This is a genomic window from Campylobacter sp. IFREMER_LSEM_CL1890, assembly GCF_025772045.1.
In the GTDB taxonomy this organism is placed as follows: domain Bacteria; phylum Campylobacterota; class Campylobacteria; order Campylobacterales; family Campylobacteraceae; genus Campylobacter_D; species Campylobacter_D lari_D.
The window spans coordinates 126396-138896 of sequence record NZ_JAKMRK010000004.1 but is presented as its reverse complement, the minus strand read 5'-3'; the positions used below and the strand labels follow the sequence as shown (position 1 = coordinate 138896).

Annotated in this window: 14 protein-coding genes; 8 read left to right on the top strand and 6 right to left on the bottom strand. The window is 30.6% G+C overall.

Annotated elements, in window-relative coordinates:
• Together L8W57_RS03395 and L8W57_RS03390 are read right to left on the bottom strand one after the other, a co-directional pair.
• Positions 1 to 971: cache domain-containing protein (locus L8W57_RS03395; protein WP_263661995.1), on the bottom strand; the 971-nt coding region annotated here is incomplete at its 3' end.
• A gap of 244 nt (positions 972 to 1215) precedes the next feature.
• Positions 1216 to 1812 (bottom strand): peroxiredoxin, encoded by a 597-nt coding sequence (locus L8W57_RS03390; RefSeq protein ID WP_133319569.1) that lies wholly within the window; start codon positions 1810 to 1812, stop codon positions 1216 to 1218.
• Between the two features lie 186 nt (positions 1813 to 1998).
• On the opposite strand from L8W57_RS03390, the gene L8W57_RS03385 reads away from it, so the two are divergent.
• The 6 genes from L8W57_RS03385 to L8W57_RS03360 all read left to right on the top strand — a co-directional run bounded on the left by L8W57_RS03385 (position 1999) and on the right by L8W57_RS03360 (position 5332).
• Positions 1999 to 2283 carry a ferredoxin, 4Fe-4S gene (locus tag L8W57_RS03385; RefSeq protein ID WP_039619165.1) on the top strand — a complete coding sequence of 95 codons (285 nt, stop codon included), beginning with the start codon at positions 1999 to 2001 and terminating at the stop codon, positions 2281 to 2283.
• Positions 2284 to 2439: 156 nt separating this feature from the next.
• Positions 2440 to 2853, top strand: a complete 414-nt coding sequence (gene ndk / locus L8W57_RS03380) for a nucleoside-diphosphate kinase (RefSeq protein ID WP_133319568.1) — start codon at positions 2440 to 2442, stop codon at positions 2851 to 2853.
• Positions 2853 to 3206 carry a hypothetical protein gene (locus tag L8W57_RS03375; RefSeq protein ID WP_133319567.1) on the top strand — a complete coding sequence of 118 codons (354 nt, stop codon included), beginning with the start codon at positions 2853 to 2855 and terminating at the stop codon, positions 3204 to 3206. Before ndk ends, L8W57_RS03375 begins: the two co-directional genes overlap by 1 nt.
• A gap of 14 nt (positions 3207 to 3220) precedes the next feature.
• Entirely contained in the window at positions 3221 to 3367 is a 147-nt protein-coding gene (gene rpmF / locus L8W57_RS03370; protein WP_012662034.1) for a 50S ribosomal protein L32, read from the top strand.
• A gap of 5 nt (positions 3368 to 3372) precedes the next feature.
• Positions 3373 to 4362 (top strand): phosphate acyltransferase PlsX, encoded by a 990-nt coding sequence (gene plsX, locus L8W57_RS03365; protein ID WP_133319566.1) that lies wholly within the window; start codon positions 3373 to 3375, stop codon positions 4360 to 4362.
• Entirely contained in the window at positions 4349 to 5332 is a 984-nt protein-coding gene (locus tag L8W57_RS03360) for a beta-ketoacyl-ACP synthase III (RefSeq protein ID WP_133319565.1), read from the top strand. The genes plsX and L8W57_RS03360 overlap by 14 nt, the downstream gene beginning before the upstream one ends.
• Before the next feature lie 18 nt (positions 5333 to 5350).
• Here the strand turns inward: L8W57_RS03360 and motB are convergent, their stop codons facing one another.
• Genes motB through polA form a run of 3 tightly spaced genes read right to left on the bottom strand, consistent with a single transcriptional unit; the run spans position 5351 to position 9520 of the window.
• Positions 5351 to 6085 carry a flagellar motor protein MotB gene (motB, locus tag L8W57_RS03355; RefSeq protein ID WP_133319564.1) on the bottom strand — a complete coding sequence of 245 codons (735 nt, stop codon included), beginning with the start codon at positions 6083 to 6085 and terminating at the stop codon, positions 5351 to 5353.
• A gap of 9 nt (positions 6086 to 6094) precedes the next feature.
• Positions 6095 to 6868 (bottom strand): flagellar motor stator protein MotA, encoded by a 774-nt coding sequence (gene motA / locus L8W57_RS03350; RefSeq protein WP_133319563.1) that lies wholly within the window; start codon positions 6866 to 6868, stop codon positions 6095 to 6097.
• Between the two features lie 12 nt (positions 6869 to 6880).
• Positions 6881 to 9520 (bottom strand): DNA polymerase I, encoded by a 2640-nt coding sequence (polA, locus tag L8W57_RS03345; protein ID WP_133319562.1) that lies wholly within the window; start codon positions 9518 to 9520, stop codon positions 6881 to 6883.
• A 130-nt stretch (positions 9521 to 9650) separates the two neighbouring features.
• Here polA and L8W57_RS03340 point away from each other — a divergent pair, with 130 nt between their 5' ends.
• On the top strand, positions 9651 to 11003 hold the full coding sequence (locus L8W57_RS03340; RefSeq protein ID WP_243705651.1) for an MFS transporter: 1353 nt from the start codon (positions 9651 to 9653) through the stop codon (positions 11001 to 11003).
• Positions 11003 to 12007, top strand: coding sequence for a nucleoside hydrolase (locus tag L8W57_RS03335; RefSeq protein WP_165955272.1), 1005 nt, complete (start codon positions 11003 to 11005; stop codon positions 12005 to 12007). The genes L8W57_RS03340 and L8W57_RS03335 overlap by 1 nt, the downstream gene beginning before the upstream one ends.
• Here L8W57_RS03335 and L8W57_RS03330 read toward each other — a convergent pair.
• A complete protein-coding gene (locus L8W57_RS03330) occupies positions 11963 to 12406 on the bottom strand; it encodes a YqaA family protein (protein ID WP_133319560.1) in 444 nt (147 codons plus the stop codon). The two genes, L8W57_RS03335 and L8W57_RS03330, sit on opposite strands and share 45 nt — an antisense overlap.
• Between the last annotated feature and the right edge of the window lie 95 nt (positions 12407 to 12501).

Sequence of the window (12501 nt, the reverse complement as noted above, 5' to 3'; positions counted from 1 at the left end):
GTAGTTATAACTGCTATAGGTTTTAAGTTTTTAATAATAGCAAATCTTACTAAGATTAAAGCTACAATAATAGCTATTAATGCAATAATAACTTGTTGGAATAAAACTTTATTAACTGCATCAGTATATACAGATTCATCTGTAATAGAACATACAATGTATTTTGGATTTAAAGTTTGATTACAAGTTGCAACTTGTGTTTTGCCTGCACCATCTTTAGCATAAAATAAGGTATCTTCTTTACTTGGATCAATTAAATCAGGCTCTGCTTTAATAGCATTTGCTATATTAATACTTAAGTCAGTTTTAGTAAGCATTTTATCTTTATCTTCGTGGAAAATTACCATACCTTCTTTATCATATACTGCTGCATAGGAGCTTTGAGAATGCCCTATAGCTAAAACATCTTTAGAAAAAGTATGTAAATTATAATCACCTCCAACTACCGCTAAGAGTTTTCCATTAGCATAAACAGGAATGGCATAAGTAATTCCTATTTCTCCTGTTGTTACAGATTTATATGGATCAGTTGTTATAAATTTTCTAGCTGCTTTAGCTTCTTTATACCAACCTCTATTTTTAGTATCATAACCCTTTGATAAATCAAGTACTTGACCATCTGATTGATAATTTTTGCCACTATCTTCAAAACCAACATAAACTAGCTCAAACCCAGAAGTTTTTGCAGCTAGTTTGAGAATTTGCATAATTTGTTCTGAAGGCATATTTAAATTACTAGAAAATTGCTCTGCTAAAGATTCTATAGCTAATCTTTTAGTTTTTCCATAAAAATCATACAGAGCATTTGTATCCACCATATTGTTTACTTGTATTTCTGTTAGTAAATCAAAAGTACTATTTTTTGAATTAAAATAACTGACTAAATTAATCAGTATTACAATAGAAACTACACCTACACACATTATCCATATAAGCTTTGAAGATAAGCTCTTAGAAAATGAAAAAACCATAACAGCTCCTTAAAATTTTGTAGTAAATTTTTATACAACGATTATCATGCTATTAATACAATAAAATGACAACAAAATAATAAATATATAAAATAAAAAGTAAATTATTTATTACATGATGTCCTAGTTATAATATTTTAAAAGCATTTATCAAAAATGTATATTAATCAGTATATTTTGAGAGTATTGTAACTTTATAACACAATTTATGCTAAGCTGAAAGAAAAACTTTCAGCTTAAAAAATTATAATTTATTTTCGTTTTTACTTAGATAATCAGCAACACCTTTAGGGTCAGCCTTCATACCTTCATCGCCTTTATTCCAACCAGCTGGGCAAACTTCACCATGTTCATTAGTAAATAACATAGTATCAACCATTCTAATCATTTCATCAATGTTTCTTCCAAGTGGTAAGTCATTTATAACTGCATGGCGGATTGTTCCATCAGCATCAAGCAAGAAAGAACCTCTTAAAGCAACTGCTTCTTCAAATAAAACATCAAAATTTCTAGCAATTTGTTTTGTTAAGTCGGCTACTAAAGGAAATTTAACTTGACCTATACCACCTTGATTTACAGGCATATTTTTCCAAGCAAAGTGAGAGAATTCGTTATCGCAAGATACACCAATTACTTCAATACCTCTATCTTTAAAATCTTGATATCTTTTATCAAAAGCAATAATTTCAGAAGGGCAAACAAAAGTAAAATCTTTTGGATAGAAAAATACTACTGCACCTTTTGGTCCTATATTTTTATAAAGATTAAAATCTCCAACTATTTCATTATTACCTAATACAGCAGGTGCTGTAAAATCAATAGCTTTTTTAGTTACTATCATCGTTTATCTCCTAATTAATAAATTTTATTTGTAACAAAATAATATCATTTGTAAATTTAAAAATTTATTAATTGTGTAAATTTGTATGTAAATTAATTTTATTATCAAAATTAAAAGATTTTAAGAATAAAATTAAGACAATTTTGATAATCTTATATTAAACTTTTAATATTTAAGGAGTAAAAAATGGCAGTTAAAATTACTGATATTTGTATAGCATGTGGTTCTTGTATAGATGAATGCCCAGTAAGTGCAATCGTAGATGATGCAAATAACCCTGAGGGCGAAGATAGATATTATGTTTATGCTGATAAATGTGTTGAATGTGTAGGACATAATGATCAGCCAGCATGTGCAAGTGCATGTCCAACTGATGGCTGTATTGTATGGAGCGATGTAGTTAGTGGTCAACCAAGTCGTGATAATATCGGAAGCGATTTAAGAGATGGCTCAACTCCGGTATTTGCTTAATTAGTACCCAATACAAGCATCTTTCTAGTATTTAAGATGCTTGTAGCTTCTTCATTTTATAACTCAAAATTACAATTTTTATATAAATTTAAAGCATTTTTTGATATAATTAGCTCTTTTATAAACATAAAACTTATCTAAATTAAGGGGACGATTTTGGAAAAAACACTTTCTATTATTAAACCTGATGCAGTAAAAAAAGGCGTTATTGGTCAAATTTTAACACGCTTTGAAAGCAACGGTCTAAGAATAGCGGCTACAAAAAAAATACAGCTTTCAGAAAAAGAAGCACAAGAATTTTATGCTGTACACAAAGATAGACCATTTTTTAAAGACTTAGTTGAATTTATGATCAGTGGTCCGGTTGTGGTTTCTGTTTTAGAAGGCGAAAATGCTATGTTAAAAAACAGAGAATTAATGGGTGCTACAAATCCAAAAGAAGCGGCTCCTGGTACTATCAGAGCAGATTTTGCAGATAGTATTGATGCAAACGCGGTTCATGGAAGCGATAGCTTGGAAAATGCAAAAATTGAAATAGAATTTTTCTTTTCAAAAACTGAAATTCTATAATGAAAATTGCCTTTGCAAAACTTAGCTCTGTAGCTTATCCTTTTAAACTAGATCTTGATAATATAGTTTTTGAAGGAACTATTACAAAAGTTAATCCAAAATTAGCTAAAATAACAGCTAATTTTAAAGGATTTACTTATAGAAATTGCGATCGATGTGGTAATGAAATGGAACTTGAAATCGATCAAAATATAGAGCTTTTTGCAAGCGATGGAATTTTTAAAGATGAAAATAATACTTTAAGTGATACTATGGAGTTTTTTGACTCTCATATTGACTTAATAGAGCTTGCTACAAGTGAATTACAATCTTACTTAAGTGATTATTTTTATTGTAATAAATGTTTAAATTAATAAAGGAGTAAAAAATGGCAGTACCTAAGAGAAGAGTGAGCAAAACTCGCGCAGCAAAACGCAGAACTCATTACAAAGTTACCTTACCTATGCCTATTAAGGATAAAGATGGTAGCTACAAAATGCCTCATCGTGTAAATCCTGTAACTAAGGAATATTAAGAACAATGACGAGCATTGCTATTGATGCAATGGGTGGTGATTTTGGGGAAAAACCTATTATAGAAGGTGTAATTCAAGCTCTAAAAGAGCGAAAATTTAAAGCCATCTTAGTAGGAGATCCTCAAAAGCTTAAAACCTTAATCCCTCAAGAATTAAACTCATATATAGAATATGAAGAGGCTTTTGATGTATTTGCTATGGAAGAAAATTCTACAGATGCATTAAAACGAAAAGATAGTACAATCTACAAAGCCATAGATTTAGTAAGAAATCAAAAAGCAAAAGCTGTTGTGTCAGCTGGACATAGTGGAGCTACTATGAGTTTGGCTACTTTAAGACTTGGAAGATTAGCCAATATCGCTAGACCTGCAATAGCCACTTTAATGCCAAATATCCATTCAAGAACATTAGTGTTAGATGTTGGTGCAAATGTTGATTGCAAAAGTGAGCATTTGTTTCAATTTGCCATTATGGGTGAAGCCTATGCTAAAGAAATTTTAAAAATTGCTAAGCCTAGAGTTGCTTTGCTTTCAAATGGTGAAGAAGAATGCAAAGGAAATGAGCTTACTAAAGAAACCCATCAACTTTTAAAGCAACTTTCAAATTTTGTCGGAAATGCTGAAGGAAGAGATATATTTAATGGCACGATAGATGTATTAGTATGCGATGGTTTTAATGGAAATATCTTACTTAAAACCGGCGAAGGTGTAGCAAGTGTTATTACAAAACTTTTAAAACAAGAAATTCAAAAATCTTTTTTAGCAAAACTTGGCTATCTTTTAGCAAAACCTGCTTTTAATGAATTAAAAACCCACATTGATTATGAAGAATATGGCGGGGCTCCCCTTCTAGGTGTGAAAGAATGTGTCATTATAAGTCATGGTAAAAGCGGTCCAAAAGCTATTAAAAATGCTATTTTTCAAGCATTAAATTTTACACAATCAAATATAAATCAAACTATAGAAAAAGAACTTGCCAATTATGAAATCAACTAAAGCTTCATTAAAAAGTATAGCTTCTTACATCCCCGAAAAAATACTTAGCAATAAAGAATTAGAATCTATGGTGCAAACTAGTGATGAGTGGATATTAAGAAGAACAGGAATAGAACAAAGACGCATAGCAAATGATGATGAAAACACAAGTGATCTTGGTACTAAAGCAGCTATCAAAGCTATACAAAGAGCGAATTTAAAACCTCAAGACATAGATGCTATTATTGTTGCTACTTTAAGTCCTGATTGCTTTACTATGCCATCAACTGCATGTAAAATTGCTCATAATCTTGGATTAAAAAACATCACTGCTTTTGACATTTCTGCAGCATGTTCAGGGTTTATTTATCTTTTAGAACTTGCTAAATCTATGGTTGAAAGCAAAACAAAGAAAAATGTTTTAATTATTGGAGCTGAAAAAATTAGCTCTATTATAGACTATACAGATAGAAGTATTTGTGTTTTATTTGGCGATGGAGCTGGTGCTGGAATTGTATCTTTAGATGATAATTATCCGATTATAGATACTCATACAGCAAGTGATGGGGAATTTGGAGATTTATTAATAACTCAAAGATCTCAAAAAAGTAGCATTTGCTCTCCTCTTTCTATGCAAATGAAAGGAAACGAAGTATTTAAAATTGCAGTAAATACTCTAAGTAATGATGTTATTGATATTCTTGCAAAAAATAATATAAAAAGTGAAGAAATTGATCTTTTTATACCTCATCAGGCTAATTTAAGAATTATTAAAGCCGTGCAAGAAAAATTAAATTTTGCAGATGAACAATGCGTGGTTACAGTGCAAAAATACGGTAATACTTCAGCAGCCTCAATACCTATGGCAATGAATGATGCTTATGAACAAGGTCGTTTAAAACAAGGTTCGCTAATATTGCTTGATGCTTTTGGCGGTGGATTTACTTGGGGTTCAGCATTGCTTCGTTTTGGCGGAGAAAATAACAAATAAGTTTATAAAGCTTATTTGTTATTTAAAAGTTTCTATTTGATCTAATACTGACTTTCTAACTTGATTGTCTGAAGAATCTACACGAATATAAAACTCTACCCTATTATTTATTTCATCTTCTTTATTTGTACTTAAAGGATAATTATCACCAAAACTTACAACTATAAGTTGAGTTGGATCGATTCCTTTAGCTATTAAATAATCAGCTACAACTTGAGATCTTTTACTAGCTAAATCAAAATTTCTCTTAGGATCCCGATCGCTTGCATCAGTATAACCTCTAAGTTCTATTTGAGCTTGTTTTGGCATTTTCTTGAGCACTTCACTAATACGCTTTAAAAAATCTTGTACATCAGCAGAATCAATCTGAATACTACCCCTAGCAAATTCAACTCTAGCTGGTAAATTTAAAACTATATTATTTTCTCTTTGATCTAATGCTGCTTTTAATTTTTCTATATTTTCTTGTTGAGTAATACTTAATTTCTTAAGTTTTTCAAGCTCTTCTACATTTGCATTTGAAGGTGCGCTATATTTATTATGCACTTCACTTTCTTTTTCTAAAGGACTAGAAGCAGTGAATTCAAAAATTTTAACAAATTCAGTTTTCAAGGCTTCAGTTTTTGCAGGATTACTTTCAGAAATCGCCCAAAGAGCAATAAAAAGCGCCAAAAGCAAACTTAAAAAGTCTGCATAAGGCACTGCCCATTTTTCACCTGCTGGACATTCTGGACATTTATGTTTTTTTCCCATTTTTAACTCTTATTTATCAAATTGAGAAATTCTAGGCTCATCATGACTTAAATAGTTAAATAACTTTGCCTCCAAATCTCTTGGATTAGCTCCTTCTGCAATGCTTACAATAGCGTGAGAAATAACTATTCTTTCCTTAATTAAATCATGTGAATTAGCTTTCATTTTATTACCCCAAGGCCCAAATAAAGCATAAGCACCAAAAATTCCCGTAACAGTTGCTGTAAAAGCTCCTGAAATACCCGCTGCCATAGCCTGTGGATCATCAAGTAGTTTAAGTGCCAAAATCAATCCAAAAACAGCGCCAACAAGCCCCATAGTAGGACAAGTTTCACCAAAGCGTATCCAATATTCTGCACATTCTTTATAATATTCTTCCATTTCTTCTACTTGAATTTCCATACTTTCTTTAATTTCTTCTACGCTCTTACCATCTACCATCATCATCATAGCTTCTTTTAAGAACTCATTGTCAATTTCATTAGTTTTTGACTCTAAAGCCAAAAGTCCATCTCTTCTTGCTATAACAGAGTATTCTACAAGCTCAGCTATTCTTTGACTTAAATTTACCCCCGAACCTTTAAAAACTACCTTTAATTCCTTATATGCACCTTTAACAATTTTTTTATGTGTAGAAGTCATTGCGCAAAAAGCTGCTGTAGGCACCACGATAATAAAAGACGCTAAGTGTAAAACATGCAAAGGGTTACCACCCTCTAAAATATCCCCTACAGAAATACTAACAACAGCTAATACCATCCCAAGTATGGTTGAAAGATCCATTAAACATTCTCCTTATTTTAATATACCCCAATTTTTGGCAATACTTGATGAAGTTTTTAATTTAACTTTTAATTTTACAATATTTTCCATAATATCACTAGCTTTTTTTGCAAAATCCTCACAAAGTTCATCTTTTACTTCAAAAATAAGCTCATCATGAATTTGTAAAATTAAGCGTTTATTTTCATCCAAATTTCTACTTATTTCTATCATTGCCAATTTTATTATATCGGCAGCTGAACCTTGAAGTATAGAGTTAATACTCTCTCTTTCATGCATTGCAATTTGCATAGGCTTTGCATTTTCAAAATCAAAATAACGCTTACGACCTAGCAAAGTACTTATAAAGCCATTTTGCTTAGCTTCATTTTTTACCTTTTCAAAATAAGTTTTAATACTAGTAAAATTCTCAAAATATTTTTCAATATATTCTTTAGCCAACTTTGCTTCTATTTTTAAATTTTGGCTCAAAGTCTTATAACCCATACCATAAATAAGACCAAAATTTATACTTTTAGCAATACTTCTTGTCTCATAATCACTATGGCCAAAAATCATAATAGCAGTTTTTGCATGAATATCCTCATCGTTTGAAAACGCTTCTAATAATTTCTCATCTTCACTAAAATGTGCTAGCATTCTAAGCTCAATTTGTGAATAATCAAGTGAGATAAAACTAAATCCTTCTTTTGCAATAAAGCAAGATTTATAATCTTTAGCATATTGACCATGTGCAGGGATATTTTGCAAATTTGGATCTTTTGATGAAAGGCGTCCAGTAGCTGTTCCTGTTTGCAAAAAACTTGAATAAATTCTTGAATTTTCATCTTTTTTAGCTAATTTTAACAAAGGTTCACAATAAGTAGAAACTAATTTTGCAAGCTCTCTGTAAGTTAAAATTTCTTTCACAATCAGATGGTTATCTAAAATAGTATTTAAAACCTTTTCATCAGTAGAATAACCTGTCTTACCTTTTTTACCACTTGGTAATTTTAATTTTTCAAATAAAATATCCCCTACTTGTTTAGGAGAGTTAATATTAAATTTTTCACCCGCTAAATCATATATTTTTTCACTTAGTATTTTAATATCTTGATTAAAACTTTGCATTAAGTTTTCAAGCTTTCGAGTGTCAAGTTTAATGCCATTATTTTCCATCATAATAAGCACTTTGATAAATTCAAACTCACTTTTTTGTGCAAGTTCAAATAAAGGCTTTTCTAAATTTTTTAAAAAATACAAATAAAATCTTAAAGTAATATAAGCATCTTCAGCAGCATATTTACAAGCTTTTTCTACATCCACTCCTGCAAAGTTTTCTCCTTTTTTTACCAAGTCTTCAAAATGTAAAGTCTCATAAGCAAACAATCTTTTTGCCAAATCATCCATATTTACACGCAAACTTGGCTCTTTAAGCCATGCAAGTATCATAGTATCAGCATAGTTTTTTGGAGGAAGTAAATTAAAATTATTTTTTATGATTTCAAAGTCATATTTAAGATTATGGCCTATAACCGTGCTTTGATATATTTTTTCTATACCCTTTTTAGCTACTTGCATAGAAATTTGCTTACAAACTCCTAAATAATCATGTGCAAGTGGCACATAAAAGGCTTCACTTTCATGAAAACAAAAACTAAACCCTACTATCTTAGCTTCTTTAGTATCCAAGCCCGTAGTTTCGGTGTCAAAAGCAACAATGCTTTGATCATCAATTTTTTCTAAAATTTCAAATAATTCTTTCTCATCTAAAATTAATCTTGCATTAAATCCTAAATTTTTATCTTTATTAGTAGGATTAGTGCGTAGTTTTTTTAACAAAGCATTTAATTCATAATGCTCTAAAATATCCATAATCTTAAACAAAGGCTCATCTTTTGGATACTCACAATTTAAAAGCATATCTTTTACATCTAAATTTTCATACAAAGAAGCAAGTTTTTTGCTTAAAAAGGCATTTTCTTTGCCTTCAAGCAACAAATTACGACTTCTCTCATTACGCACTAGTGTTAAGTTTTCATAAATTCCCTCAATACTTTCAAACTCATCAAGTAAATTCTTAGCACCCTTAGCACCAATTCCTTTTACCCCTGGGATATTATCTGAACTATCTCCACATAGAGCTAAAAAATCTCTTATTTGGCTAGGTTTTACCCCATATTTTTCCAAACACCCTGCTTCATTATAATCATTTTTTGAAATAGGGCTATAAATACTAACTTTATCATCTTTTATAAGTTGATATAAATCTTTATCTTGAGTGATAATTCTTATAAAAATATCCTTACTTTCACACTCTTTAACTAAAGATGCGATGATATCATCAGCCTCATATCCTTCGCAAGAAAAACTTGAAAAACCCATTTTTTCTATCATTTGAATGCAAATTGGAATTTGAGCTAATAAATCAGGCGGAGGTGGAGTGCGGTTGATTTTATAATTTGGATCAATTTCACTTCTAAAAGTTTTTCCTTTACTATCAAGAGCAAAAATAATCATATCACTAGGATGTTCATTTTTCAAACTATAAATAAAATTAGCAAAACCACTAATCATATTACTAGGCTCACCTTTTGAATTTTTCAACCCCTTTAAAGCATAAAAAAGTCTAAAGAAAAAGCCAAAAGTATCAATTATTGTTAAAGTTTTCATTTTTTTCCTATATTAAAAAATAATAATAATTATCGCCCAAAATTATTTAAAAGTCGGTAAAAAGTATTAAATTTCCATTTTAAGCATTTTAGTTACAATTATATTTTAAATTTAAAACAAAGGTTTAATCTTGCAAACAAAATCAATCGCGGATGAAAATTTTCAAACTCCACAAGGAAAAAAGGCATTTAAAAAGGCTGTATTTTCATGTTGGCTAGGAACTGCCATGGAATATGCAGATTTTGCACTTTATGGCTTAGCTGCAGCTACTGTTTTTTCAGAAGTTTTCTTTCCTGAACAAACTCCTGTTATAGCATTATTGCTTAGTTTTGTTACTTATGGTATAGGTTTTATTGCTAGACCTATTGGAGCTTTATTTTTTGGATATTTAGGAGATAAATACGGAAGAAAAAATGTATTAATGAGCACCATTGCATTAATGGGTATTTCAACTACTTTAATTGGTTTTATACCAAGTTATGCAGTAATTGGAATTTGGGCTCCTATATGTTTGGTTATTTTGCGTTTTATGCAAGGCTTTGGAGCAGGTGCTGAGCTTTCAGGTGGGACTGTCATGCTTGGAGAATATGCTCCTAGCAAACATAGAGGTTTAATCTCTTCTGTTATAGCACTTGGATCAAACAGCGGAACCTTGCTTGCAGCTTTCGTGTGGCTTTTAGTTACAAGTATGGATGATGCTAGTTTTAAAGAATGGGGATGGAGAATTCCTTTTATAGGAAGTATTTTTATAGCACTTTTTGCTGTTTATATGCGTTTAAATGTAAAAGAAACTCCTGTTTTTGAAAAACAAAAAGAATTAATGCTAAAAATTCGTCATGAAAATGAAGCACATATGAAAAAAGATGAAAGAACTTTTTGGCAGAAAAGTCGTGCATTTTGGACTATGGTGGGCATAAGAATAGGAGAAAATGGACCATCTTATCTTGCACAAGGCTTTATAGTAGGTTATGTAACTAAAATTTTACTTCTTGATAAATCAGTAGCCACAACTGCTGTTGTTATCGCTTCTTTGGTGGGATTTTTGGTTATACCTTTAGCAGGATATTTAAGCGATAAATTTGGAAGGCGTATTACTTATAGAACCTTTTGCTTGCTTTTAATGCTTTATGCTTTCCCTGCTTTTATGCTACTTGATAGTAAAAATGAAATTATTGTAATTTTAACTATCATTGTAGGTATGTCTTTAGCATCTTTAGGAATTTTTGGCGTACAAGCTGCGTGGGGTGTGGAGCTTTTTGGAGCAAAAAATCGCTATACCAAAATGGCACTAGCAAAAGAATTTGGCTCTATACTTTCAGGAGGAACCGCTCCTATGATAGCTTCAGCTTTGCTTGCTTATTATGGCACTTGGTGGCCAATAGCCTTGTATTTTGTTATCACTGCAGGAATTGGTTTTATCACAACTTTCTTTGCACCAGAAACTAGAGGTAGGGATTTAAATTTAATAGAAGATGCGATATGATACGCCTTATTTTAGATACTGATATAGGCAATGGAATAGCAGGGGCTAATACTGATGATGGTTTAGCCCTTGGACTTATTTTAGCCTCCAAAGAAATCAAACTTGAAATGATTAGCACTTTAAGTGGTAATGTGCAAGCTTTAACCGCTTATAGTGTTGCTAAAGATTTATTAAATAAGCTTAATCTAGATATACCTTTGTATTTAGGTGCTCATGAAGCTTTATGTGAAAATAGTCATTTTTGGAGACAAAGACTAGATAAAGGCGTAGAAGAGTTTAAGCTTACTCATCTTTGGGATCATATAAAACCTATAAAAATCTTAGAAAACATAAACCCAAATGCTTGTATGAAAATGGGTAAGCTTATTATGCAAAACCCAGGTGAAATTTCAATTTGTGCTATAGGGCCTTTAACAAATATAGCCATAGCTATGAAGCTTTTCAAAGACTTTGATAAAAATGTAAAAGAAATTTTTATCATGGGTGGGAGTTTTGATATGCCTTATCATATCAAAGATACAAATTTTGGCTTTGATCCTGAAGCTGCTAGTATAGTTTTAAACTCAAGAGCTAAAATCACACTTGTTCCTTATAATATAACAATGCAAACTATGCTCACGCATGAAGATTTAAATACTTTAGAAAATCAAAATCCACTTTGTGATTTTTTAGTGCAAACTTTAAGAGTTTGGATTGATTATGCAAGCAAAACAAGAGGCACAAATGGCACATGGATACACGATGCATTAACTATTGCTTATATGCTTGATCCAAATTTAGCAAATTTTGATGAGTATTTAGTAGATGTCATTTGTGATAGTACTTTTGCTAGAGGAAGCACGATAAGGTGTTTTAAAGATTCTAAAATGCCTATGAAAAATCATGAATTAAAAAACACCATAAAAGTTTTAAAAGATGTTGATAATGTTAGACTTTTAAATCTTTTAAAATCAAGACTTTTAAATGGAATTTGCTATGAAAATTACAAAAGCATAACGACTTAATTTACCCAAGGCTATAAAAATACTTGCTTTTAAAAAAGAATACTTAGCAAATCCAAGGCCTAGTGCAAAAAGATCTCCCACTATGGGTAAAAAAGTAAAAAAAGCATATAAAGAGCCAAATTTTTTAAAGTTTGCATTGATTTTTTCTAATTTACATAAAGAGTTTTTAAAATATTTTTCCAAAATTTGACTCTCTCCAAAATAAGCTAACGCATAGGTACTTAAACTACCCAAAGTATTCCCCAAGCTTGCTATAAATAAAACCATATAAGCATTAAAATCTAATTTCACAAAAGCAAGCACAAAAGCCTCGCTAGCCATAGGCAAAAGCGTGCTAGAGAGAAAACATACTACAAAAAGCCCTATATAACTTATATCATTATATAAAAAATCAAACATTATAAATTTTCTTAGTATTTATTTTATAAACTATCATTTTAAAGAATTTTTAATAATAATTATCTTAGAATGTAAAGTCATTTGGCAATTTTTTA

Bases quoted from the DNA above. Each gene is read 5' to 3' on its own strand.
- L8W57_RS03390 (WP_133319569.1), bottom strand. From the start codon at position 1,812: ATGATAGTAACTAAAAAAGCTATTGATTTTACAGCACCTGCTGTATTA.
- L8W57_RS03385 (WP_039619165.1), top strand. From the start codon at position 1,999: ATGGCAGTTAAAATTACTGATATTTGTATAGCATGTGGTTCTTGTATA.
- L8W57_RS03375 (WP_133319567.1), top strand. From the start codon at position 2,853: ATGAAAATTGCCTTTGCAAAACTTAGCTCTGTAGCTTATCCTTTTAAA.
- rpmF (WP_012662034.1), top strand. From the start codon at position 3,221: ATGGCAGTACCTAAGAGAAGAGTGAGCAAAACTCGCGCAGCAAAACGC.
- plsX (WP_133319566.1), top strand. From the start codon at position 3,373: ATGACGAGCATTGCTATTGATGCAATGGGTGGTGATTTTGGGGAAAAA.
- L8W57_RS03360 (WP_133319565.1), top strand. From the start codon at position 4,349: ATGAAATCAACTAAAGCTTCATTAAAAAGTATAGCTTCTTACATCCCC.
- motB (WP_133319564.1), bottom strand. From the start codon at position 6,085: ATGGGAAAAAAACATAAATGTCCAGAATGTCCAGCAGGTGAAAAATGG.
- motA (WP_133319563.1), bottom strand. From the start codon at position 6,868: ATGGATCTTTCAACCATACTTGGGATGGTATTAGCTGTTGTTAGTATT.
- polA (WP_133319562.1), bottom strand. From the start codon at position 9,520: ATGAAAACTTTAACAATAATTGATACTTTTGGCTTTTTCTTTAGACTT.
- L8W57_RS03330 (WP_133319560.1), bottom strand. From the start codon at position 12,406: ATGTTTGATTTTTTATATAATGATATAAGTTATATAGGGCTTTTTGTA.